Annotated in this window: 15 protein-coding genes; 12 read left to right on the forward strand and 3 right to left on the reverse strand. The window is 71.5% G+C overall.

Annotated elements, in window-relative coordinates; genetic code table 11:
• Positions 1 to 104: 104 nt before the first annotated feature.
• The 3 genes from hrpA (at position 105) to SPK54_RS07930 (ending at position 7,771) form a co-directional block, all read left to right on the forward strand.
• Positions 105 to 4,064, forward strand: a complete 3,960-nt coding sequence (gene hrpA, locus SPK54_RS07920) for an ATP-dependent RNA helicase HrpA (protein ID WP_330947392.1) — start codon at positions 105 to 107, stop codon at positions 4,062 to 4,064.
• A gap of 159 nt (positions 4,065 to 4,223) precedes the next feature.
• Positions 4,224 to 6,269, forward strand: a complete 2,046-nt coding sequence (locus SPK54_RS07925) for a bifunctional (p)ppGpp synthetase/guanosine-3',5'-bis(diphosphate) 3'-pyrophosphohydrolase (protein WP_330947393.1) — start codon at positions 4,224 to 4,226, stop codon at positions 6,267 to 6,269.
• Positions 6,266 to 7,771: a hypothetical protein gene (locus SPK54_RS07930; RefSeq protein WP_330947378.1), complete on the forward strand. Its 1,506-nt coding sequence runs from the start codon at positions 6,266 to 6,268 to the stop codon at positions 7,769 to 7,771. Before SPK54_RS07925 ends, SPK54_RS07930 begins: the two co-directional genes overlap by 4 nt.
• A gap of 156 nt (positions 7,772 to 7,927) precedes the next feature.
• Here SPK54_RS07930 and SPK54_RS07935 read toward each other — a convergent pair whose 3' ends face one another.
• Positions 7,928 to 10,018: a glycosyltransferase gene (locus SPK54_RS07935; RefSeq protein ID WP_330947379.1), complete on the reverse strand. Its 2,091-nt coding sequence runs from the start codon at positions 10,016 to 10,018 to the stop codon at positions 7,928 to 7,930.
• Positions 10,019 to 10,129: 111 nt separating this feature from the next.
• On the opposite strand from SPK54_RS07935, the gene mrcB reads away from it, so the two are divergent.
• The 4 genes from mrcB to SPK54_RS07955 are packed head-to-tail and all read left to right on the forward strand — an operon-like array spanning position 10,130 to position 15,822.
• On the forward strand, positions 10,130 to 12,592 hold the full coding sequence (mrcB, locus tag SPK54_RS07940; RefSeq protein WP_330947380.1) for a penicillin-binding protein 1B: 2,463 nt from the start codon (positions 10,130 to 10,132) through the stop codon (positions 12,590 to 12,592).
• 26 nt (positions 12,593 to 12,618) lie between these two features.
• Positions 12,619 to 14,577: an ATP-dependent DNA helicase gene (locus SPK54_RS07945; RefSeq protein WP_330947394.1), complete on the forward strand. Its 1,959-nt coding sequence runs from the start codon at positions 12,619 to 12,621 to the stop codon at positions 14,575 to 14,577.
• Positions 14,578 to 14,580: 3 nt separating this feature from the next.
• On the forward strand, positions 14,581 to 15,288 hold the full coding sequence (tsaB, locus tag SPK54_RS07950) for a tRNA (adenosine(37)-N6)-threonylcarbamoyltransferase complex dimerization subunit type 1 TsaB (RefSeq protein WP_330947381.1): 708 nt from the start codon (positions 14,581 to 14,583) through the stop codon (positions 15,286 to 15,288).
• A gap of 45 nt (positions 15,289 to 15,333) precedes the next feature.
• Positions 15,334 to 15,822, forward strand: a complete 489-nt coding sequence (locus SPK54_RS07955) for a hypothetical protein (protein ID WP_330947382.1) — start codon at positions 15,334 to 15,336, stop codon at positions 15,820 to 15,822.
• Between the two features lie 25 nt (positions 15,823 to 15,847).
• Here SPK54_RS07955 and SPK54_RS07960 read toward each other — a convergent pair whose 3' ends face one another.
• Complete coding sequence (locus SPK54_RS07960; RefSeq protein ID WP_330947383.1) at positions 15,848 to 16,735, reverse strand: energy transducer TonB; 888 nt, start codon at positions 16,733 to 16,735, stop codon at positions 15,848 to 15,850.
• Complete coding sequence (gshB, locus tag SPK54_RS07965; protein ID WP_330947384.1) at positions 16,735 to 17,697, reverse strand: glutathione synthase; 963 nt, start codon at positions 17,695 to 17,697, stop codon at positions 16,735 to 16,737. The genes SPK54_RS07960 and gshB overlap by 1 nt, the downstream gene beginning before the upstream one ends.
• 158 nt (positions 17,698 to 17,855) lie before the next feature.
• Between gshB and pilG the strand changes: the two genes are divergently transcribed.
• From pilG to SPK54_RS07990, 5 genes are all read left to right on the forward strand, one after another.
• Positions 17,856 to 18,257 (forward strand): twitching motility response regulator PilG, encoded by a 402-nt coding sequence (pilG, locus tag SPK54_RS07970; RefSeq protein ID WP_330947385.1) that lies wholly within the window; start codon positions 17,856 to 17,858, stop codon positions 18,255 to 18,257.
• Between the two features lie 18 nt (positions 18,258 to 18,275).
• Positions 18,276 to 18,641, forward strand: coding sequence for a response regulator (locus tag SPK54_RS07975; RefSeq protein WP_190281839.1), 366 nt, complete (start codon positions 18,276 to 18,278; stop codon positions 18,639 to 18,641).
• A 198-nt stretch (positions 18,642 to 18,839) separates the two neighbouring features.
• Positions 18,840 to 19,421, forward strand: a complete 582-nt coding sequence (locus SPK54_RS07980) for a chemotaxis protein CheW (RefSeq protein WP_330947395.1) — start codon at positions 18,840 to 18,842, stop codon at positions 19,419 to 19,421.
• A gap of 33 nt (positions 19,422 to 19,454) precedes the next feature.
• Entirely contained in the window at positions 19,455 to 21,470 is a 2,016-nt protein-coding gene (locus tag SPK54_RS07985; protein WP_330947386.1) for a methyl-accepting chemotaxis protein, read from the forward strand.
• 81 nt (positions 21,471 to 21,551) lie between these two features.
• Positions 21,552 to 24,231, forward strand: a 2,680-nt coding sequence (locus tag SPK54_RS07990) for an Hpt domain-containing protein (protein ID WP_330947387.1), incomplete at its 3' end; no start/stop codon positions are given.

The raw sequence follows: 24,231 nt of genomic DNA on the forward strand, positions 1-24,231 counted from the left end.
TTTACACGCTTCGGGGGGAACTTGCGGCGACAATACGCGGATTCTGCGCCCGTCTGCCGGCGAATCAACACGTTGTTGGAACCATGGTGTCTGACCAATCGAACATCAAGCCGGCGAGTACCGACGCGCTGCATCGGGCCCGCCGCGACATCGAGGGTGCGCTGACCCGCGATCGCGGCCGCCTGCTGGGCCTGTGGGCGCGCTGGAAGGCCAAGCCGGGCGATGCCGCGCTGCGCGAGGCGTTCACGGGCAGGCTGCAAGCATCGCTCGCCGAACGTGAGCGCCGCGTCGTCGCGCTGCCCACCGCCCAGGTCGACGCGACGTTGCCGATCGCCGCGCACGCCGACGAGATCGTGGCACTCATCCGCCAGCACCAGGTGGTGGTGATCGCGGGCGAGACCGGCAGCGGCAAAACCACCCAGCTGCCCAAGCTGTGCCTGCTGGCCGGGCGCGGCGCGGCCGGCATGGTCGGCTGCACCCAGCCGCGCCGGATCGCGGCGCGCTCGGTCGCCCGGCGCGTGGCGGAGGAACTGCAGGTGCCGCTGGGCGGCGCGGTGGGCTTCCAGGTGCGCTTCAACGACGCGGTCAGCGACCAGACCGCGATCAAGTTCATGACCGACGGCATCCTGCTGGCGGAGATCCAGACCGACCGCTGGCTGTCGAAGTACGACACCCTGATCATCGACGAGGCGCACGAACGCAGCCTCAACATCGACTTCCTGCTGGGCTACCTCAAGCAGTTGCTGCCGAAGCGGCCGGACCTGAAGCTGGTGGTGACCTCGGCCACCATCGACACCGCGCGTTTCGCCGCCCACTTCGGCGGCGCGCCGGTGGTGAGCGTGGAAGGGCGGGGCTATCCGGTGGAGATGCGCTACCGGCCGCTGGAAGAAATGGTGTCAGGGACAATTTCCGATGGGACCGAAGCCGGTGGCCGCCTTCGCCGCGAAATTGTCCCTGACACCATTTCCGGCATCGTCGCCGCCTGCGACGAGATCATGCGCGAGCGGGGCATGGGCGACACGCTGGTATTCCTGCCCGGCGAGCGCGAGATCCGCGAGGCCCACCAAGCGCTGGAGCGCCGCAAGTACCGCCACACCGAGGTGCTGCCGCTGTACGCGCGGTTGTCCGCGAAGGACCAGGACCGCGTGTTCCACCCGGGTTCGCAGCGGCGCATCGTGCTGGCCACCAACGTGGCCGAGACCTCGCTGACGGTGCCGCGCATCCACTACGTGGTCGACCCCGGCGTGGCGCGGGTCAAGCGCTACAGCCCGCGGCAGAAGCTGGACCGGCTGCACATCGAGCCGGTGTCGCAGGCCAGCGCCAACCAGCGCGCCGGCCGCTGCGGCCGCATCGCGCCGGGCACCTGCTTCCGCCTGTATTCGGAGGCGGACTTCGCCTCGCGCCCCGAGTTCACCGACCCCGAGATCCGCCGCGCCGCGCTGGCCGGGGTGATCCTGCGGATGCTGGCGCTGGGCCTGGGCAGCATCGAAAGCTTCCCGTTCCTGGAACCCCCCGATCCGCGGGCGATCGCCGACGGCTGGCAGCAGCTCAATGAGCTGGGCGCGGTCGATGCGGACCGCAAGCTGACAGCCATCGGCCGGACGATGGCGAAGCTGCCGGTGGACGTGAAGCTGGCGCGCATGCTGGTGGCCGCCCATGCGCACGGCGTGCTGCGCGAAATGCTGGTGATCGCCAGCTTCCTCGGCATCCAGGACCCGCGCGAACGGCCCGCCGACGCCCGCGCCGCCGCCGATGCCGCGCACGCGCAGTTCGCCGACGCGAAATCCGAGTTCGTCGGCATCCTGAAGCTGTGGGAGGGCTACCGCACCGCGCACGAGGACATGACGCAGTCGCAGCTGCGCAAGTGGGCGGACAAGCACTTCCTCGGCTTCCTGCGCCTGCGCGAATGGTGGGAGCTGCACCGCCAGCTGAAGCTGCAGTGCGAGGAGTTGGGCTGGGAAATGGTGTCAGGGACAGATTCTGTCCCTGACACCATTTCTGCGGCCTCCTACGCAGCGCTCCACCGCGCGCTGATCGCCGGCCTGCCCACCCAGCTGGGCCATCGCGGCGACAAGGGGATGTACGACGGCCCGCGCGGCCGCAAGTTCCAGCTGTTCCCGGGTTCCAGGCTGGCCAGCAAGCCGCCGCCGTGGCTGCTGTCGGCCACGCTGCTGGACACCGAGAAGGTGTGGGCGATCACCAACGCCGCCATCGAGCCGGACTGGGCGATCGCCGAGCTGCCGCACCTGCTGGCGCGGCGCCATCACGACCCGCACTGGTCGCGCGCGCAGGGCCGGGTGCTGGGCAGCGAGCAGATCAGCCTGTTCGGGCTGGTGCTGGCGCCGAAGAAGCCGGTGCACTACGGCGCGCTGTTCCCGGAGGAAAGCCGCGCGATCTTCGTGCGCGAGGCGCTGCTGACCGGCGAGATCAACACCCGCAGCGCCTTCCTCGTCCGCAACCTGCGCACGCTGGCGCTGGCGCAGCAGGAGGAAGCCAAGCAGCGCCGGGTCGGCCTGGTGGTGGACGAGGACTGGCAGGCGCGCTGGTACCTGGACCGGCTGCCGCCGCACGTGCACAACGCGCAGGCGCTGGATGCGTGGTTCGGCAAGTTGTCGAAGGACGAGAAGGCCGCGCTGGAATGGTCGCGCGACGACCTGCTGGTGGCCGACCAGACCGACGCCGCGCGCTTCCCGGCCTACATCGCGCTGGGCGACGCGCGGCTGGCGGTGCAGTACCGCTTCGAGCCGGGGGCGGTGGACGACGGCATGACGGTGGCGGTGCCGCTGCACCTGCTCAACGCGCTGGATGCCGCCCGTCTCTCGTGGCTGGCGCCGGGCTTCGTGGAGGACAAGGCGACGGCGCTGATCAAGTCGCTGCCGAAGGCGCTGCGCCGCAACTTCGTGCCGGCGCCGGACTTCGCCCGCGCGTTCGCGGAAGCCTTCGCGCAGCCGGACGCCGACAGCATCGAAGGCGCGCTGGCGAAGTTCCTGAAGAAGCTCTCCGGCGTGGACGTGTCCGCGCTGGATTTCGATGCTGGCGGCATAGAGCCCCACCTGCGCGCCAACCTGCGCCTGCTGGACGGCAAGTCGGTGCTGGCCGAATCGCGCGACCTCGACGACCTACGCGTCCGCTTCGGCGAACGCGCCGCGCAGGCCTTCGCCCGCCACGCCGCGCAAGGCATGGCGCAGGCGGGACTGACCGCGTTCCCCGACACGCCGATCCCCGTGTCGGTGCCCGGCGCCGGCGGCGTGCCGGCGTATCCGGCGTTGCAGGACGATGGCGACAGCGTGTCGCTGGCCCTGCACGCGAAGCGCGAGGAGGCCGAACGCCGGCATCCGCAGGGCGTTCGGCGGCTGCTGGCCATCGCGCTGGCCGACAAGCTCAAGCAGGCGCGCAAGCAGCTGCCGGTGCAGCCGAAGATTTCGCTGTTGTATGCCGCGATCGAGTCCGCAGCGCCTCGCAAGGATGGCCTGAAGGACGCCGATCGCCTGCGCGCGGACCTGGTGGACGGCGCCTTCGAGGCGCTCACCGCCGACGGCCTGCTGGGCGTGCGCGATGCGGAGGCCTTCGCGCAGCGCCGCGACGCCCTTGCCAAGGGACTGTTCGGCGAGGCCATGCAGCGGCTGCGGCAGGCGGAGACCATCCTCGGCCTGGTCGCGGAGGTGCGCGCCAAGCTGGAGTCGAAGCTGATCGGCTGGGCGCGCGCCAACCTCGACGACATGCAGGCGCAGCTGGCGGCGCTGGCCGCGCCGGGCTTCCTGCGCGATACGCCGGCCACCGCGCTGGCGGAGTACCCGCGCTGGCTGAAGGCGCTGTCGCTGCGCGCCGAACGCGCCCAGCGCGATCCCGCGCGCGACCAGCAGCGGATGCTGGAGTTGGCGCCGTTCGCCGAGGCGCTGGCCGCGGCCGACCCGGCCGATCCGCAAGCCCGCGCGCTGCGCTGGGAGCTGGAGGAGCTGCGGGTGTCGCTGTTCGCGCAGGAGCTGGGGGCTAAGGGCGGCGTCTCGCCCAAGCGGCTGGCCGCGCGGGTGGAACGGCTTGGCGCAGGCGGGGCGCGGCGATGACTGCTGGCCGCTTCAGGTACGCCCCGTTACTGTAGATCCATGTCCGTTCCCGCCATCGCCACCATCACCTGGGCCGACGCGCTGGCGCGCGTGCCCGCCGATGCGCTGCCGGCACCGCTGGCGGCCTGCTGGCGCACGCAGGCCGAAGCCGGCGCGCCGATGCGCGACCGTCCCGAGGTGCTGGCCGACACGCTGGCGATCCTGACCTCGCTCAACGCGGATGCCGAGGTGCTGGCGGCCACCCTGCTGGACGCGCTGGTCGATGTCGAAGCGCTGGCGGCGCAGGCGCAGGTGGAGGTGCCGGAGCGCATGCACGTGCTGCTGGAGGGCCAGCGCGCCGCCAGCCGGGTGTGGGCGCTGCACCGAAGCCATGGCGGCGGCCGCAACCCCGAGGGCATGCGCCGGCTGCTGCTGGCGCTGGTGCGCGACCTGCGCGTGGTGCCCATCGTGCTGGCGCGCCAGCTCTCGCGCATGCGCGCGGCATGGCGGCTGCCGGCCGAGGAACAACGCGCGCTGGCGCGGATGACCCGCGACATCCATGCGCCGCTGGCCAACCGGCTCGGCATCTGGCAGCTGAAGTGGGAGCTGGAGGACCTGGCGTTCCGGGTGCTGCAGGCCGAAGACTATTTGCGCATCGCGCAGTCGCTGGACGACAACCGCGCCGGCCGCGAACGCTACATCGAGGCGGTGCGGGCGCAGCTGCGCGACGCGGTGGCCGGGCAGGGCATCGACGCCGACGTGGCCGGGCGCCCCAAGCACATCTACAGCATCTGGAAGAAGATGCAGCGCAAGGCGCTGCCGATCGAGGAACTCTACGACCTGCGTGCGCTGCGGGTGCTGGTGGACGATATTCCCACCTGCTATGCCGTGCTCGGGCTGGTGCACGCGCTGTGGGTGCCGATTCCCAGCGAATTCGACGACTACATCGCCAGGCCAAAGCCCAACGGCTACCGCTCGCTGCATACCGCGGTGATCGGCCCGGAGGGCAAGACCGTGGAAGTGCAGATCCGCACCCGCGAGATGCACGCGCAATCCGAGCTTGGCGTGGCCGCGCACTGGCGCTACAAGGAGGGCGGTAGCGCCGGCGGCGCGGCGATGGACAAGCGCATCGCGTGGATGCGCAAGCTGCTGGAGCAGGCCGCCGAGGCGGCGGGCGAAGGCGAGGCCGCGCCGCTGCAGGACATCGACAGCGAGCTGATCGAAGACCGCGTGTACGCGTTGACGCCCAAGGGCGAAGTGATCGACCTGCCGCAGGGCGGCACCGTGCTCGACTTCGCCTACGCCGTCCACAGCATGGTCGGCCATCGCTGCCGCGGCGCCAAGGTGGATGGCCGGATCGTGCCGCTGACCCAGGTGCTGAAGACCGGCCAACGCGTCGAGATCCTCACCGGCAAGGAAGCCGCGCCGCGCCGCGACTGGCTGCAGCCCAGCGCCGGCTTCCTGGCCAGCAGCCGCTCGCGCGACAAGGTGCGGGCCTGGTTCAACAAGCTGGACCGCGCCCAGAACCTGAAGGAAGGCCGGGAGCTGCTCGAACGCGACCTGCGCCGGATGGGCCTGCTGAGCGCCGACCTCGCCCCGGTGCTCGCCAGGTTCAACGCGCAGACCGAAGACGACCTGCTGGTATTGGTGGCATTGGGCGACGTCGGTCCCAATCAGGTGGGCCGCGCGCTGCTGGAACTGGAAAAGGCGGCGCAGGAGCCAGAGCCGCCCCTGCCTCCGCAACTGCCGGCCAGGCCGGTGCCGCCGGCTGCGGTCGGCGCGGGTGCGGTCACCGTGCAGGGCGTCGACAACCTTCTGGCGCAGGTGGCGCGTTGCTGCCAGCCGCTGCCGGGCGAGGCCATCGTCGGTTATCTCACCCGCGCCCGCGGCGTCAGCGTGCATCGGCCGCAATGCGCCGCGTTCCTGCGCCTGGCCGGCAAGGAGCCGGCGCGGGTGCTGCCGGTGGAGTGGGGCGCGCGGCGCAGCGGTCAGGACGTGGCGATCCGCATCGAGGCGGTGGATCGCAAATGGCTGCTCAAGGACATCACCACGCTGGTGGCACAAGTCGGTGTGCATGCGGTCGGGCTGCATACCGACCCGTTGCGTGGTGGCAGCGGACGGGTGCGCGTGCGCCTGCAGGCGCGGGTGTCCGATTACGAACAGCTTGGCCTGCTGCTGGCGCGGCTGGAGTCGCTGCCAGGCGTCGAGTCCGCGCGGCGCGCATGAAGCGATTCGCTTCCGTGCCGGCGCGACGCGCAGCGGTGCGGGCGCGCTGGCTGGCGCTGCCGTGGCCGGTGCGGATCGCCGCATTGGCCTGCGCCGCGCTCCTGCTGCTGGGCCTGTCGTGCGGGATCGCGTTTCGCGACGCGCTGGGCCGCTGGCTGTGGCCGGACCCGCGCTACGACGCACTGCGCCAGCGTGCGGAAGTCGCGCTGCAGGCTGGCCGGCTCACGGGGGCCGATGGCGGCGCACGCGAACTGTTCGAAGCGGCGCTGGCGCTGCAGCCGGACCAGCTGGAGGCCCGCGACGGGCTGGCGCGGGTGGCCCAGGCAGCGCTGGCGCGCGCCGAAGCCGCCGTCGCGGCGGGCGATGCGGCGCGGGCGCACGCCGCGCTGCGGCTGGCGCGGGAGCTGCAGGCGCCGCGGGCGCGCATGGATGCGCTGGAAACCCGGCTGCAGGCGATGCAGGCCCGGGCCATCGGCATCGAACAGCTGTTGGCGCGCGCGCGCGCCGCGCAGGCCGCGGGCCATCTGGACGATGGGCCAGCCGCCGCGCTGCCGCTCTACCAGCAGGTGCTGCAGGCGCAGCCGCGCAGCCAGCCGGCGCTGGAAGGGCGCGAGGATGCGCTGGAAGACCTGCTGAAGCCGGCAGCTGGAATGCTGGCGCGCGGCGAGTTGTTGCAGGCGGCGGAACTGCTGCATCGCGCGGAAAGCTTCGACCCCGGCCACGCCGCGCTGCCGCCGCTGCACGCCGGCCTGGCGCGCGCGCTGGAAGTGCGCGGCCAACGCCTCCGCCAGCAGCTGGCACGCGGCCGGCTGGAGGCCGCGGCGCGGGCCTGCGCCGAATTGCGCCAGCTGCAGGCAGGGCCGCTGCCGGAGGCCTGCGCCGCGCCGCTGGGCGAAGCGCTGGTGCGCGCGGTGGCCACTGCGCCCGCGGCGAGGGCCGGGCGCCTGTTGGCACTGGCCGAGGCAGCGGGCGTGGACGCCACGCGCCTGCAGCGGGCGCAGCGGCAGGCGCGCCGTACCCAGCGCAGCGAAGCGGGCGCCGCGACTGCCGGCACCGGCCCGCGGGACAGTGCCCGCGTGGCCCGGCTGCTGGAGCAGATGGAGCGTGCCCGCGCCCGTGGCGACTGGCTCACGCCCCCCGGTGACAGCGCCTGGGATCGCCTGCGCGAGGCGCGTTCGCTGGCGCCGCGTGATCCGCGCGTGCTGCGGGCGTCGACGGCGCTATTGGCGGCTGCAGGCGAATGCAATGCCGATGCCCTGCGCGACAACAACCTTGGTCGCGCGCTGGTCTGTCTGGATGCATGGCGGCAGCTGGCGCCGTCCGACGAGGGCGTGGCGGCGGCGCGGCGACGGCTGGCGCAGCGCTGGATCGCGGTCGGCATCGAGCGCCTCGAAGCGGGCCGCGCGGTCGATGCCCGGCGGGCGCTGGAGCAGGCCCGCGCGTTGGACCCGCAAACGCCCGGGCTCGGCGAATTCGCGGCGCGACTGAAGAAGGTGCGGTAGCGGCGCAGCCGGTGTTTCCGGTGGTCGCCCGCGGCGACCCGGTGCGGCTGGAATCCCGATTGCAAAGGTGGTGCCGAAGTCCGTCCGGGAGCGATGCGGGGTCCCGCGATGGTCCGCCGGCCCGTCGCAGCTGCGCCTCATCGCGCGCAGGGCCGCTCAGTCCAGGAACAGGCTCCGCACCACCGGGCGCGCGGCGTCGGCGGAGAAATGGCGGGCCACGTTGGCGCGGCCGTGCGCGGCCAGCTGGGTCCACAGCGCCTCGTCGTCGTGCAGGCGCAGCACCGCGGCCGCGAACGCCTCGGCAGCGTCGGCCACCAGCACGTCGCTGCCCTCGCGCAGGTGCATGCCTTCGACCGCGCAGCCGGTGGCGACCACCGGCAGGCCGTGCGCCATCGCCTGGTTGACCTTGCCCTTCACGCCCGCGCCGAAGCGCAGCGGCGCCACCGACACGCGGCAGCCGTCCAGCCACGGCTGCAGGTCCGGCACGTGACCGTGGATGCGCGTGCCGGCAACGCCGTCAAGCCGCGCGATCGCCTCTGGCACGTCGCCGCCGATGCAGTGGAAAGCGATGTCCGGACGCACGGCGCGCACCTGCGGGAGCACCGCCTCGACGAACCACTGCACCGCATCCACGTTCGGGGGATGGCGGAAGCCGCCAACGAACAGCAGGTCGCGGCGCGCCGCGAAGCCGGGGCCTGCCGGCGCCGGCCGGTGCAGGTTGGACAGGATCTCCACCCGCGCACCCGGCGCCTCGCGCGCCAGCAGCGCGCGCTCCACCTCGCTGACCACCAGGGTGGCGTCGGCTTCGCGGATCAGGGCCAGCTCCAGCGCGCGGGTGCGGTCGGCCGCGCGCCGAGCGGCGGCATCGCCGGCCAGTTCCGCGGCGCGGCGTTCGCGCAGGTAGTGCAGATCGACGGTATCGAACAGCAGCCGTGCCTGCGGGGCGTAGCGGCGCAGCAGCGGCATGCATTCGCGGGCGATGTAGTGGCGGCTGACCATCGCCGCGTGGAAGCGCGGCCCGTGTTCGCGCAGCCAGGCCGGCAGCCGCGCCGCCTCCGGCGCGTGCCAGCACTCCACCCCCAGCGCCTGCAGCGCGCGCGTGTAGTCGCCGTCCGGCTTGCCGCCCGCGGGCAGGAACACCGGGTGCGCGCCTTCTTCGATCAGCAGGCGCATCAGTTCCACCAGCCGCAGCGAGCCGGAGTCGCGGTCCGGCTGCGGCGTCAGCGCGTCGATGAGCAGGATCTGCCGCTGGCCGCGATGCAGCGCAGCCGGCGTCGGCTCGGTGCCCGGCGGCAGCTGCCGCCGCAGCGCGTCCCGCCACTTGTCGGCGAACACCTGGCGATTGCGCACCTGCGCCGCCTTAGGGCCGGTAGTGAGGTTCGTGCCCGCGGTGGTGCCCTCGTCGTGGACCACCGTCGCCGCCGGCTGGTACAGCGTGCGCAGGCCGGCGGCGCGCACCGCGAAGGCCAGGTCGGTGTCCTCGTAATAGGCCGGCGCGTAGCGCGCATCAAAGCCGCCGAGGCGCTGGAACAGCGCACGTGGCATCGCGATCGCCGCGCCGCTGAGGTAGTCGGCATCGCGCAGGTAGCCGTAGCGGCAGCCGTCCGGATGGTCGAAACGGCCGTAGTTCCAGCCGCTGCCGTCGGCGAACACCACCCCGCCCGCCTCCTGCAGGCGGCCGTCGGGATAGACCAGCTTCGCCCCCACCAGCCCCGCGTCCTCCACCGCGTCGAAGGTGGCCAGCAGCGCATCCAGCCAGCCCTCCTGCGGCACCGTGTCGTTGTTGAGGAACACCAGGAACTCGCCGCGCGCCTGCGCCGCGCCGTCGTTGCAGGCGGCGATGAAACCGCCGTTGACCGGCCGCGCATGCACGCGGATGCCGCCGATGGCGCGCAGCTTCTCCAGCGAATCGTCGGGCGAGGCGTCGTCCACCACCACCACCTCGAACGGCGCAAGCGGCGGATGCGCGGCGATCGCGCGCAGGCAGGCCAGGGTGTGCGCGAACGCGCCGTGGACCGGGATGACGAGGCTGGCCCGCGGCGCGTCCGCAGACGGCACCGCGAACGGCGCGAACGGCGTGGCCGGCGGCAGGAAGAGCGCACTGCCGCCAGCCGGTGTGCGCCGTAGCTGCAGCGCCAGCCGACGCCAGGTGGCACCCAGTCCGCGCGTGCGCAGGCTGGCCCAGCCGCGTCGCCACAGGCCCAGCGCGCGCAGGATCCAGAAGCGCGCTTCGACGGGGACGGGCATGCGGCTGAACTCCTGCACAAGAATCGGGGAAACCCGCACATGGCCCCATGTGCGGCTGCGCTAGACTCGGGGCCATCGCCATTGTCGCATCCAGCGGCCAACCGCCAGCCAATGCCCCGCATCCAAGACGAAGAAGACGAGCTGTACGAAGAGGACGATGGCGGCGATGCGGGCGGCGGTTCCGGCTGGCGCCGGCGGCTGCTGGTCTGGACGCTGGCCGCGGCGGCGCTGCTGCTGGGCTTCCTGATTCCTTACTTGCTATACCTCAACCACCAGGTGGGCGAGCGCTTCGGCAAACTGCGCTGGCAGGTCCCCACCCGCGTGTACGCGCGGCCGCTGGTCCTGCGGCAGGGCCTGGCGATGGACGCCCAGACCCTGAAGACCGAGCTGGACGCCGCGTCCTACAGGGACGGCGACGGTCGCCGCGCCGGGACCTACGACCGCAACGGGGCGCGCTGGCGCATTTCCAGCCGCGGCTACAACGACGTCGATGGGCGGGTGGCGCCGGCGGTACTGGAGGTGACCCTGTCCAGCGGGCGGGTGGCGGCCATCCGCGACACCCAGGCCAAGCGCGCGCTTCGCAGCGCGCGGCTTGATCCGGCGCGCATCGCCACCCTGTACGGGCAGAACCAGGAAGAGCGCCGGCTGGTCCGGATCGAGGAGGTTCCCGAGCTGCTGGTCACCGGCCTGCAGGCGGTCGAGGACCGCGACTTCAACCACCACATCGGCATCGATTTCAGCGGCATGCTGCGCGCGGTCTTCGTGAACGTGAAGTCGGGCGGCGACACCCGCCAGGGCGCCAGCACGCTGACCCAGCAGCTGGCGCGCAGCGGCCTGCTCGGCATCGGCAAGGAGCAGACCTACACCCGCAAGGCCAAGGAAATCCTGTTCGCGCTGCTGCTGGAGGCGCGCTACGACAAGCGCACCATCCTCGAGGCCTACTTCAACCAGGTCGACCTCGGCCAGCGCGGCGCGCAGGCGATCCGCGGCGTGGCGGCGGCTTCGGAGTTCTGGTTCGGGCGCGAACTGAAGGACCTGTCGTCCGAACAGATCGCCCTGCTGATCGGCATGGTCAAGGGGCCGTCCTGGTACAACCCGCGGCGCAATCCGGAGCGCGCGCTGGAGCGCCGCAATTTCGTGCTGGGCGAGATGCACGAAACCGGCCTGATCGACGATGCCGAATACCGCCGCGCGGTGAAGGCGCCCCTTGGCGTCACCGCCAACGCCGGCAACCTGGCCGCCAACCGCTTCCCCGCCTACGTGGACCTGGTGCGCAAGCAGCTGGCGCGCGATTACCCGGCCGACAGGCTCTCGGGCGCCGGGCTGTCGGTGATGACCGGCATGTCGCCTTCCGCGCAGGGCTACGCCGAGGGCGCGGTGGCGCGCACGCTCAAGGCGCTGTCCACCAAGGGCCGGCCGCCGCTGCAGGCCGGGCTGGTGGTAACCGACGTGCACAACGGCGACGTGCTGGCGGTAGTGGGCAGCCGCGAGTTCACCGAGCCCGGCTTCAACCGCGCGGTCGACGCGCGGCGCCCGGTCGGCTCACTGCTGAAGCCCTTCGTCTACCTGCTGGCGCTGGCGCAGCCGGAGAAGTGGTCGCTGGCCAGCATCATCAGCGACGCGCCGGTCACCGTCGGGCTGGGCCGCGGGCGGACGTGGAAGCCCGGCAACTCCGACGGCCGCAGCCACGGCGACGTGCGCCTGATGGACGCCTTGGCGCAGAGCTACAACCAGGCCACGGTGCGGCTGGGCATGGAGGTGCAGCCGCAGCGGCTGGCGGCGCTGATCCGCACCCTGGCCGGGATCGAGTCCGAGGCGCAGCCCTCGCTCATCCTCGGTGCCGTCGACCAGAGTCCGTACGCGATGGCGCAGCTGTACCAGTTCCTCGCCTCCAGCGGCGAGATCCAGCCGCTGCACGCGGTGCGCGGCGTGCTGGATCCGAACGGGCGCACGATCAAGCGCTACGACAGCGATGCCCCGCCGGCGCAGAAGGGCGATGCGGTGGCGGCGCGGCTGGTCGGCAGCGCGCTGCAGTACGCGGTGACCTCCGGTACCGGCAACGCACTGGTGCGCGACGGGCTGGGCCGGCTGTCGGCGGCCGGCAAGACCGGCACCAGCAACGATGGCCGCGACAGCTGGTTCGCCGGCTACACCGGCGACCATCTGGCGGTGGTCTGGGTGGGCAACGATCAGAACCAGTCCACCGGTCTGTACGGGGCCACCGGTGGCATGCGGGTCTGGTCCGATATCTTCGCGCGCCTGCCCAGCGCACCGCTGCGGCTGTCCAGCGAGGGCATCGACTGGCGCTGGGTGCTGGACGGCCAGAGCACCGATGGCGACTGCCCCGGCGCGCGCCACCTGCCGTTCGTGGCCGGCTACGCGCCGCCCTACCAGCCCTGCCCGTACGTGCCGCCGCCGGAGCTGGACGAGTTCGGCAATCCGCTGCCGCCGGGGGACGAGTCGCTGAACCCGCTCGAGCGCGCCGGTCAGGCGATCCGTGACTTCTTCGGCGGTGGCGATCCGGCGAAGCAGGTGCCGCCGGCCGACGCGCCGCAGCCGCGGCCGGTGCAGTGAATCCGGCGGAACAACCGGGCACGCGGTTGGGGCGGGCGGTCCACCAGACGTTGGGCGAGGACGCCGCGCTCGCCCGCGTGCTGCCGGGCTTCCGGCCGCGCCCGGCGCAGCAGCGGCTGGCGGTGGCGGTGGCGGACGCGTTCGAGCGCCGCGAGGTGCTGCTGGCCGAGGCGGGCACCGGCACCGGCAAGACCTATGCCTACCTGGTGCCCGCGCTGCTGTCGGGGATGAAGACCATCGTCTCCACCGGCACCCGGGCCCTGCAGGACCAGCTCTACCTGCGCGACCTGCCGCGGGTGCGCGATGCGCTGGGCGTCGGCCTCAAGACCGCGCTGCTGAAGGGGCGCGCCAACTACCTGTGCCGCTATCGGCTTGAACACGCGAAGGGCGAGCCGCGCTTCACCAGCCGCGAGCAGGTCAGCCAGTTCCAGCGCGTGGTGGCGTGGAGCGGGCGCACCCGCAGCGGCGACATGGCGGAGCTGGAGTCGCTGGCCGAGGATTCGCCGCTGCTGCCGCTGGTGACCTCCACGGCCGACAACTGCCTCGGCACCGAATGCCCGTTCTGGAGCGAGTGCTTCGTGGTGCAGGCGCGCCAGCGCGCGCAGGCGGCCGACCTGGTGGTGGTCAACCACCACCTGCTGCTGGCCGACCTGGCGCTGAAGCAGGAGGGCTTCGGCGAGATCCTGCCGGGCGCGCAGGCGTTCGTGGTCGACGAGGCGCACCAGCTGCCCGAGCTGGCCGCGCAGTTCTTCGGCGAAGGCCTGGGCGCGCGCCCGCTGGTGGAGCTGGCGCGCGATGCCGTTGCCGAATGCAAGGAAGTCCCGGGTGCGCTGGCCGCAGTACAGCAACCGGCACGCGACATCGAACAGGCCGCGCGCGCGCTGCGCGCGGCGATGGACAACCTGCCGCTGCGCGGCACCGCCTGGCGGGCCCTGGACGAGGTCGACATCGAGCCGGCGTTCCAGGCGCTGGAACAGTCGCTGCGGGCGCTGTCGGAGGCGGTGGCGCCATTGCGCCAGGCTGCGCCCGGCTTCGATGCCTGCCATGCGCGGGCGCAGGACCAACTGGCCCGGCTGCAGCGCTGGCTGGGTGAAATGGTGTCAGGGACATTTTCCGGGAACGCGTCGGGGGAGAAAAATGTCCCTGACACCATTTCGGTGCACTGGTACGAACTTACCCCGCGCGGTTTCCGCCTGCAGCGCACCCCGCTGGACGTGGCGGCGCCGCTGCGCGCGCACCGCGAGGCCTCGAATGCGGCCTGGGTCTTCACCTCGGCGACGCTGGCAGTGGCCGGGCGTTTCGACCACGTCGCCCAGCGACTGGGCATCGACGATGCCCGCGAGCTGCTCGAACCCAGCCCGTTCGACTGGGACCGGCAGGCGCTGTGCTACCTGCCGAGGGGCCTGCCGGAGCCGGCCTCGCGCGAATTCGGAAGCGCCCTGCTGGATGCGTTGCGTCCGGTGCTGGATGCCTCCGGCGGCCGTGCGTTCCTGCTGTTCGCCTCGCACCGCGCGCTGCGCGAGGCTGCCGAGGCATTGCAAGGCAGCCCGTGGCCGCTGTTCGTGCAGGGCACCGAGCCGCGCCACGTGCTGCTGCAGCGCTTCCGCGAGTCCGGCAACGGCGTGTTGCTGGGCACCGCGAGCTTCCGCGAAGGCGTGGACGTGGCCGGCGACGCGCTGAGCGTGGTGGTGATCGACAAACTGCCGTTCGCGGCGCCCGACGATCCGGTGTTCGAAGCGCGGCTGGACGCGATCCGCCGCGCCGGCGGCAACCCCTTCCGCGACGAGCAGCTGCCGCAGGCGGTGATCGCGCTCAAGCAGGGCGCCGGCCGGCTGATCCGCACCGAGACCGACCGCGGGGTGCTGGTGCTGTGCGACCCGCGCCTGCTGGGCAAGACCTATGGCCGCACTTTCCTGGAATCGCTGCCGCCGCTGCCGATCACCCGCGAGCTGAGCGATGTGCGGGCGTTCTTCGCGGATAATTGAGCGATGAGACTGCTCGCTTTCGAAACCTCCACCGAGGCCTGCTCGGTCGCCGTGTACGTCGATGGGCGGGTGCTCGAGCGCTTCGAGGTGGCGCCGCGCCGGCACACCGAACTGGCGCTGCCGTGGGCGCAGGCGCTGCTGGCCGAGGCCGGCGTCGCGCGCTCGCAGCTGGATGCCATCGCCGTGGGCCGCGGCCCGGGGGCGTTCACCGGCGTGCGCCTGGCCATTGCCATCGCCCAAGGCATTGCGCTGGGGCTGGATCTGCCGGTGCTGCCGGTGTCCACGCTGGCGGCGTTGGCGATGCAGGCGGGTGGCGAGCGCCGCCTCGCCGCCATCGACGCGCGCATGGGTGAGGTCTATCTGGGCGCTTTCGCGCGCGAGGGCGACGGGCTGGCGGCGCTGGCGGAGGAAGTGGTGGTCAGGCCGGACGCGGCGCCGCTGCCGGCAGGCGACGGCTGGTGCGGCGCGGGCACCGGCTTCGCCGCGGCCGATGGGGCGCTGCAGTTGCGCCTGCACGGCCGGCTGGCGGCCGTCGATGCGCGCGCGCTGCCGCGTGCGGCGGACGTCGCACGGCTCGCCGCGCCGGTGTTCGCGGCGGGCGGCGGCATCGCCCCGGAATGCGCCGAACCGGCCTACCTGCGCAACGACGTGGCCCTGACCCTCGCCCAGCAGCGCGTCCAGCGTGATGCCGGGCGGCCACGCCAATCCTGACTTTTGGCTATCCTGCCGGTGGGTTCCACTGGCACAGGAGGCGATGTGAAGGGTTGGATTCTGATGCTGGGTGCGGCGTTGGCCGCATTGCCGGCATCCGCCGAGGAGGTGCCGTTCAATGGCCGCACCCTGAATGTGGCCACCGGCCAGGAAGCGCGCCCGATCCTGTCCATGACGACCACCCAGTACGTGCTGCCGCTGACGCAGGCGCAGCTGCTGGCGCGCGTGCCGGCCTGCCTGTCCGCACAGGGCATCGCGGCGACGTCGACCGATGCCGCCCAGGGCGCCGTGCAGGCCGAGGTGCTGACCCGCTTCCGCGCCAGCTTCGCCAGCCGGATCCTGCGCAGCCAGCTGCGCCTGGACGTGGGCGAAGGTTTCTTCCAGCTGTCCGAGTCCGCGTTCGAGGTGGCGGAAGAGGCGGACGACGGCGCGCCCGCCTACGGACCGCTGGCGCAGAGCGGCGGGATCTGGGAAAAAGGGCTGGAAACGCTGGTCGAGGCCGAGAACCGGATCATCGACTGCCTGTACAGGTAAACGCGGTAGCCCGGGCGCCTGCGCCTCAGCGATCCACCAGCTCGCCGCCCGGCATGAATTGCCAGGTGCGGGTGATGTGGAGCACGTCCGGGTCTTCGCTGGTCTTCGGCAACGGCGCAAACGGCTCCGACAGCTTGACGATCCGCAGCGCCGCCTCGTCCAGCATCGGGATGCGGCTGGAGCGGATGATGCGCACGCTCTCCACGCTGCCGTCGCGGCGCACGCCCACGCTGATCACCACCAGCCCGCCGATGCGGCGGCGGCGCGCCTCGTCCGGATAGTTCAGGTTGCCGACGCGCTCCACCCGGTCCACCCAGCCGCGCAGGTACTGGGCCCAGGCGTATTCGCGGGTGCTGGCGGAGACGAATTTGCGCTTGGGGCGCTTGGCGTATTCCACCGAGCGCAGCTGGATCTCGGCGGCCAGCCGCGCCATCTCGATGTCGCGTTCGATCTTCTCGCGCCCGCGCTGGGCATCGTCCGGAGGGGTTTCCGGACGCGCCTGCGGCGTCGGCATCGCGGTGTCGCCATTGGCCGAAGCGACCACCCGCGTCTGCGGCGGCGGGCTGGGCGCCGGCGTCTGCGCGCGCAGCGGGCGCGGCGCCAAGCCGTCCTCGGGTTGCGGCAGCGGGCCGGCCTGCGGCGCGCTGGGGCGGGTGCTGCGGTCGCGTTCGCCGCCGCCCTGGTTGCTGGCCTGGGCCAGGAAGTCCGCCTGCGCCGGGGTCAGCGGCGTCTGCGTGCGGGTCTGGATCACATCCAGCGTGGGCAGCAGCGGCGCGGCGTCCTCCATCGCGAAGCCGATCCCGAACACCGCCAGCGCGTGCAGCAGCACGGACAGCACGAAGGTCGCGCGCAGCCGATCGGTTTCGCCGATGCGGGGCGGGGCGGGAACGGGGGCGGCCACGGCTGCCGGCATCAGCGCCCGGCGAGCGCCTCGATGCGCTCGAACAGCTGGCCGGCGATGTTCAGCCCGAACTGCGCGTCCAGCTCGCGGATGCAGGTGGGGCTGGTGACGTTGACCTCGGTGAGGTAGTCCCCGATCACGTCCAGGCCCACGAACAGCATCCCGCGGCGGCGCATCTCCGGCCCCACCTGCGCGGCGATCCAGCGGTCGCGCTCGCTCAGCGGGCGGCCTTCCCCGCGGCCGCCGGCAGCAAGGTTGCCGCGGAACTCGTCGCCCTGCGGAATGCGGGCGAGGCAGTAGTCCACCGGCTCGCCGTCGACCAGCAGGATGCGCTTGTCGCCCTGCGCGATCTCCGGCAGGTAGCGCTGCGCCATCGCCAGGTGGCGGCCGCCCTCGGTCAGCGTCTCCAGTATCACGTTGAGGTTGGCCTCCCCTGCGCTGGCGCGGAAAATCGAGCGCCCGCCCATGCCGTCCAGCGGCTTCAGCACGGCATCGCCATGCTCGCCCACGAAGGCCTTCAGCGCGGCGGCGTCGCGGCTCACCAGCGTGGGCGGGCAGCACTGCGGGAACAACAGGGCGGCGAGCTTTTCGTTGAAATCGCGCAGGCCGCGCGGGTCGTTCACCACCAGCGCGCCCTGCAGCCGGGCCAGGTCGAGGATCTGGGTGTCGTGCAGGTAGTCCGCGTCCACCGGCGGGTCGGTGCGCATCAGCACCGCCTGGCCCGGTCCGAATTCCAGTTCGGTCCAGTCGGTCAGCGAGAAATGGTCGCCCGGTACGTCCCGCACCTGCAGCGCGGCCGCGGCCGCCACCGCGCGCGCGCCGCGCACCGACAGGCCGCCGGGCCGCACGTAATGCAGCCGGTGCCCGCGCCGCTGCGCTTCCAGCAGCATGGCGAAGGTGGAGTCCTTGGCAATCCTGACCGACCCGATCGGGTCCATCACGACCACCACGTCAAGCGCTGCGGCTGCCGTCATCTGCACATCCATCGGCGGGGTGGGCGGATGGTAGCAGGCGCCGGTGCCCACCCATCCGCAGCGGTATTGCGGCGCTTGACACATCGCGCGCGGACTTGGATAAAGGTGGTCCGCAACGCGCGCAGACGCGGCGGTTGGCAATCGCGCAAGGGGACTACATGGCGCCGCAGGACGATTCCGATATCGGCCTCAAGGGTTTGAGGGTGATGGTCATCGACGATTCCAGGACGATCCGCCGCACGGCGGAGACCCTGCTCGCGCGCGAGGGCTGCGAGGTAGTCACCGCGACCGACGGCTTCGAGGCACTGTCGAAGATCGCCGACCACGCCCCGCAGATCATCTTCGTGGACATCATGATGCCGCGGCTGGATGGCTATCAGACCTGCGCGCTGATCAAGAACAACCAGACCTTCAAAAGCGTGCCGGTGATCATGCTTTCATCCAAGGACGGTTTGTTCGACAAGGCCCGAGGCCGTATCGTCGGCTCCGAGCAATACCTGACCAAGCCGTTCACGCGGGAAGAACTGCTTGGCGCCATCCGCACGTACGTCAACGCCTGACCGGGGGGTAGGGCACCAATGGCACGCATTCTGCTGATCGAGGATTCGCCGACCGAAGCCGCGGTCATGGTCCAGTTGCTGGAACGCAACGGCCACCAGGTCACCACCGCCGCCAACGCGGAGGACGGCATCGCCAGCTGCAAGCGCGACAAGCCCGACCTGGTGCTGATGGACATCATCCTGCCCGGCATGAACGGCTTCCAGGCGACCCGCGCGTTGACCCGCGATGCCGACACCAGCCATATCCCGGTACTCATCATCAGTACCAAGGGTCAGGAAACCGATCGCGTCTGGGGCATGCGCCAGGGCGCGCGGGATTACATCGTCAAGCCGCCGCGCGAAAGCGAACTGGTCGCGCGCATCGACGCACTGCTCGGGCGCTGACCGATGGCCAAGCGCGGCAAGCACAAGCACAAGTTCCGCCCGCAGCAGGCCGCAGCGGTGCCGGCGGCCACCTCGCTGGCCGCAGCCGCAGCGGTGGATGACGACGAGGACGCAGGCGACGACGCGGAAGAGGAGCGGTCCGAGCCAGTCGTCTCCGCGGGTGCGCACGAGGATCTAGATGCAGCCGGGCCGGTGCCCGTGGGCGCTCCCGCTGCCGCCCCGGAATGGGTACAGCCTGCCAGCGGCGAGAGGCGTTCGCCGTTCCTGGTGCTGGCCGATTACGAACAGCGCAGCCTTGCCCACGTTGCCGGCCTGCCGGAACAGCTGGATGCCCCCGGCCTGTGGCGCGGCGTGGCCTATCGCGTCGGAGCGCACCGGCTGGCTTCCGGCTTCGATGAAGTGGTGGAAATCCTGCCGATGCCGTCGCTGACCCATGTCCCCGGCGCGCAGCCGTGGATGCTGGGCGTGGCCAACATCCGCGGCGCGCTGCTGCCGGTGGTCGACCTCAAGCAGTTCCTCGACGGCGAGCGCACCGTGCTGCACGAGCGCCAGCGCGTGCTGGTGGTGCGCCAGCCGGGCGGCGACGTGGCCGTCACCATCGACGAGCTTTACGGCCAGCGCAGCTTCGTCGACGAGCATGGCATCGACGCCAACGCGGTCGCGGATGGCCGCTACGCCCATTTCGTCGATCGCGCCTACCGCATGAACGGCCAGGATTGGGGCGTGTTCAGCCTCGAACGCCTGGCCCGCACCCCCGAATTCCGACAAGCCGCCGCCTAAACGCGGAACTCCGAAGTAAGCCGAGGTCGCACAATGAGCAATTTGATGGATTCCGCCGCCGGCAAGGGCCGCAATCTCAGCACCAACTTCTGGATCTGGCTGCTGATCGGCTCGCTGGTGGTGTTCGCCGGCAACACCCTGTACGCCACCACCAAGGCCTCGCGGCTTGGCGGCGCCAGCTCCGCGGCATCGCGCCTGCAGCTGAACTCGCAGCGCCTGGCCAACCAGGGCCGGGAAGCGATCGACGGCAATGTGCAGGCGTTCGAGGCGTTCAAGGCGACCAAGGAAGAAATCGACGGCGACATCAAGTGGCTGAACGACCGCTTTGGCGACGCCGCCGACGTGGCGGCGCCGATCCGCACCGTCACCGAGACCTGGACGCCGCTGACCAAGCGCGCCGAGGAAGTGCTGGGCTCGCAGCAGGCGGTGCTGGCGCTGGCCGGCCGCGCCGACAGCTTCACCGGCAAGGTGCCGCAGCTGCAGGCGCAGCTGTACGAGGTGCTGCGCGGCCTGGTTTCCGGCGGCGCCAATTCCGCGCAGGTGAGCGCGGCGCTGCAGCAGGCCAACATCAGTTCGCGCATGGCGCAGCGCATCGCCGAGCTGCGCGCCGGCGGCGACGGCGCCCAGGTGGCGGCGAACGCGCTGGGTCGCGACGCCGCGGTCTTCGACCGGCAGATGAACGCGCTGATCAACGGCAGCGCCGACATCGTCAAGGTCAGCGCGGCCGGCGCGATCGGCCCGCTCGGCCAGTCCAACACGCTGTGGCAGGGGATGAAGAAGGACCTCGACGCGATCGTCGGTGATTCGCGCAAGCTCATCGGCGCACAGGCCTCCGCCTCGGCGCTGGCCAGCGGTTCGGACAAGCTGCTGACCGACAGCGAGCGCCTGTTCTCCTCCTTCACCCAGTTCGGTTCCTTGAAGGACACCAGCATCATCGGCGGCGTCTGGGTGAGCATCCTTTCCGGCCTGCTGGCGCTGGTCTCCATCGCCGGCCTGCTGTGGGCCCTGAACCGCGCCCAGCGCGTGCGCTACCAGACCACCAAGGAACTGAACGACCGCAACCAGGAGGCGATCATGCGCCTGCTGGACGAAATGGGTTCGCTCGCGGAAGGCGACCTCACCGTGAAGGCGACCGTGACCGAGGACATGACCGGCGCGATCGCGGACTCGATCAACTTCGCGGTGGAGCAGCTGCGCACCCTGGTGGCCACCATCAACGACACCTCGGTGCAGGTCGCGGCCAGCGCGCAGGAAACCCAGGCCACCGCCATGCACCTGGCCGATGCCGCCGAGCACCAGGCGCAGGAAATCAACTCCGCCACCGACCGCATCAACGAGATCGCCTCCAGCATTAACCAGGTGTCGCGCAACTCCGCCGACTCCGCCGAGGTGGCGCGGCGCTCGGTGCAGATCGCGACCAACGGTGCGGGCGTGGTGCGCCAGACGATCGCCGGCATGGACAGCATCCGCGACCAGATCCAGGAAACCTCCAAGCGCATCAAGCGGCTGGGCGAGTCCTCGCAGGAAATCGGCTCGATCGTGGAACTGATCAACGACATTTCCGAGCAGACCAACATCCTGGCGCTGAACGCGGCCATCCAGGCGGCGTCGGCCGGCGAGGCGGGCCGCGGGTTCGCGGTGGTGGCCGACGAAGTGCAGCGACTCGCGGAACGCAGCTCCAGCGCGACCAAGCGCATCGAGTCGCTGGTCCAGACCATTCAGGCCGATACCAACGAAGCGGTGTCGTCGATGGAACAGACGACTTCGGAAGTGGTCGCCGGTGCGCGCCTCGCCGAGGATGCGGGTACCGCGCTGGGCGAGATCGAAAAGGTGTCGTCCGACCTGTCGGGCCTGATTGAAGGCATTTCGGTGGCGGCGCAGGAGCAGTCCAGCGCGGCCTCCAACATCACCCAGACCATGAACACCATCCAGTCGATCACCGCGCAGACCTCGCAGGGCGCCAGCCAGACCGCCGAGTCGATCGGCAACCTGGCCCAGCTCGCCGCCGACCTGCGCCGTTCGGTCGCCGACTTCAAGCTGCCCGCCTGACGCCGGCCGGAACACAGGGATCGGGATGAACAACACCCTCCAGGCCAGCCCCGGGTCGCCGGGCCTTGACGGAGCTGCGGCATGACCACGGCGTTGCGGGATGCGATCGACCACACCGCGCTCGGCTGGGTGAAGCCGGAGATCGACGAGACCCTGCGCCAGGCGCGGATCGAGCTCGAAGGCTTCGCCGAGAATCCCGGCGACCCGCTGCCGATGGACACCTGCATGGGCCATCTGCACCAGGTGCAGGGCACGCTGCAGATGCTGGAGCTGCAGGCGCCGGCGATGGTGGCCGGCGAGATGGAGCAGCTGGCCAGCGCGCTGCGCGACGGCGCCACCGGCGACCGCGACGAGGCGCTGGCCGTGCTGATGCGCGGCATGGTGCAGCTGCCCGACTACCTGGAGCGCCTGCAGGGCGGGCACCGCGACATCCCCATCGTGCTGCTGCCGCTGATCAACGAACTGCGCGCCGCCCGCGCCGTCGCCGCGCTGGGGCAGGAAGCATTGCCCAGCCTGCTGGAGGCACCGACCGAGGCCGAGTTGGAGCACGCCCGCGGCAGCCTGGCGGGCCGCAACCGCGCGCTGCTTGACACGGTGTCCACGGCGATCAAGGAAGACCTGCTGAAGGTCAAGGATGCGCTCGACCTGCACCTGCGCGGCAGTCGCGACAACGTGCAGGAACTGCAGGCGCAGGCGGAGGCGCTGGACAGGATCGGCGATACGCTGGGCATGCTGGGCTTGGAAAGCGCCCGCGGCGTGGTGCAGGAGCAGCGGCGGATCGTCCATGACATCGCCAGCGGCGTGCGGCCGCCGGCGGAGAACGACCTGCTTGAAGTCGCCGGTGCGCTGCTCTACATCGACCATTCTCTGGACGACCAGGTGGCCCAGCTCGGCAGCGGCAGCGCCGAGGGCGATGCCGGCGGCCTGCTGGCGCAGGAATCGCGCAAGGTCATGGGCGCATTGACGCGCGCGGCGGTGACCAATTTCGCGGAAGTGCGCAATGCGTTCGTGGCTTTCGTCGAAACCGACTGGAGCCATTCCGCGCTGGAATCGGTGCCGCGGCTGCTGGCCGAAGTGGCGGGCGCGATGCGGATGCTCGAGCGCCCGGAACCGGCGGGCTATCTGGAGGCACTGCGCCGCTACGCCCAGGTCGAGCTGATCGACCGCGCGCAGGTGCCCGGCGGGCGCCAACTGGACACCCTGGCCGACGCCCTGTCCAGCATGGAGTACTTCCTCGAGACCCTGCACGATCCGCACGGCCAGCGCCTGGACCTGCTGGAGAAAACCCGCGTCAGTCTGGAGGCACTGCACTACTGGCCGCTGCCCGAGCTTGCGCCCGCGCTGGATGCCGCGCCTGCCGCGGCGTCGGATACAGGGGCCGACGGGGCCATCGAGGATGCCGACGCCATGCCCGGCGAGCCCGCCGCGCAGGCCCAGGACGAGGTGGTTGCCGAGGAGGAGCCCGTTGCCGCGCCCGCCGAAGTGGCGGTCAGCGTCGCCCCGGCGACAGTGGCGGTGGCGGCCGGCTTCGAATCCGCCGGCGACGAGATCGACGACGAGATCCGCGAGATCTTCCTCGAGGAATTCGAGGACGAGATCAACAACCTGGACGGCCTGCTGCCGGCCTGGAAGCTGACGCCAGACGATGCCGACACGCTGCGCCCGATCCGTCGGGTGTTCCACACCCTGAAGGGCAGCGGCCGGCTGGTCGGCGCCAAGGTGCTGGGCGAATTCGCCTGGCACGTCGAGAACATGCTCAACCGCGTACTGGACGGCTCGCGTCCGGCCAGCCACGCGGTGGTCGCCTACGTGGGCCAGGCGCGCGGCGTGCTGCCGCAGCTGCATGCCGCCCTGCGCGGGGAAGGCGCGGTCGCCATCGACATTCCCGCGATGGAAGCCATCGCCGACCGGCTGGCGGCGGGCGAGGACGTGGTCATGTCGGCGCCGCCGGTGGCGCAGACCACGCCGGCGCAAGTCGAGGCCACGGAAGAGCCGGCGGCCGCTGCCGAAGCGGATACGCGGGTTGTCGCGGTCGATCCGGTGCTGCTGGAGATCCTCGGCACCGAGGTGGGTGGGCATCTGGAAACCGTCGATGCCTGGCTGGCGCAGGCGCGCTTCGGCGAAGCTGTCGCCACCGATGCGCTGGTGCGGGCCCTGCATACGCTGAATGGCGCCTTCGCCATGACCGAGGTGCCGTCGGTGACCGCGTTCACCGCGCCTGCCGAAGGCTATGCCAAGCGTCTGCTTGCGGCACATGCGATCGCCGGTGCCGAGGGCGTCGCGGCGCTGGGTGCGGTTGCCGAGGCGGTCCGTGCCTCCACCCGCGCGTTGCAGGAAAGCCCCGCACAGGTGCCGGTGTTCACGGCGCTGGCGGAACGGATGGCGGCACTGCGCGATGCACTGCCAGAGGCCAGTCTGCCCTTCGTGGAGGCCGGATCCACCGCGGAAGGCGATGCCGACGCCGCGGGTCTGGCGGCCGAGCAGGCCGAAGCCGAGCGCCTCGCGGCGGAAGAAGCCGCGCGCCAGGAAGCCGAACGCCTCGCGGCGGAAGAAGCCGCGCGCCAGGAAGCCGAGCGCCTCGCGGCGGAAGAAGCCGCGCGCCGGGAAGCCGAACGCATTGCTGCGGCAGAAGCCGAAGCAGCGCGTCTGGCGGCCGAGCAGGCCGAAGCCGAGCGCCTCGCGGCGGAGGAAGCCGCGCGCCAGGAAGCCGAACGCATCGCTGCGGAAGAAGCTGAAGCGGCGCGTCTGGCGGCCGAGCAGG

The organism is Thermomonas sp. LB-4, assembly GCF_036409385.1.
In the GTDB taxonomy this organism is placed as follows: Bacteria; Pseudomonadota; Gammaproteobacteria; order Xanthomonadales; family Xanthomonadaceae; genus Thermomonas.

Excerpts from the sequence above, each read along its gene's own strand:
- pilG (WP_330947385.1), top strand. The coding sequence starts at position 17,856 with ATGGCGCCGCAGGACGATTCCGATATCGGCCTCAAGGGTTTGAGGGTG.
- SPK54_RS07985 (WP_330947386.1), top strand. The coding sequence starts at position 19,455 with ATGAGCAATTTGATGGATTCCGCCGCCGGCAAGGGCCGCAATCTCAGC.
- gshB (WP_330947384.1), bottom strand. The coding sequence starts at position 17,697 with ATGACGGCAGCCGCAGCGCTTGACGTGGTGGTCGTGATGGACCCGATC.
- SPK54_RS07925 (WP_330947393.1), top strand. The coding sequence starts at position 4,224 with ATGCGCGACCGTCCCGAGGTGCTGGCCGACACGCTGGCGATCCTGACC.
- SPK54_RS07930 (WP_330947378.1), top strand. The coding sequence starts at position 6,266 with ATGAAGCGATTCGCTTCCGTGCCGGCGCGACGCGCAGCGGTGCGGGCG.
- SPK54_RS07975 (WP_190281839.1), top strand. The coding sequence starts at position 18,276 with ATGGCACGCATTCTGCTGATCGAGGATTCGCCGACCGAAGCCGCGGTC.
- SPK54_RS07960 (WP_330947383.1), bottom strand. The coding sequence starts at position 16,735 with ATGCCGGCAGCCGTGGCCGCCCCCGTTCCCGCCCCGCCCCGCATCGGC.
- tsaB (WP_330947381.1), top strand. The coding sequence starts at position 14,581 with ATGAGACTGCTCGCTTTCGAAACCTCCACCGAGGCCTGCTCGGTCGCC.
- SPK54_RS07935 (WP_330947379.1), bottom strand. The coding sequence starts at position 10,018 with ATGCCCGTCCCCGTCGAAGCGCGCTTCTGGATCCTGCGCGCGCTGGGC.
- mrcB (WP_330947380.1), top strand. The coding sequence starts at position 10,130 with ATGCCCCGCATCCAAGACGAAGAAGACGAGCTGTACGAAGAGGACGAT.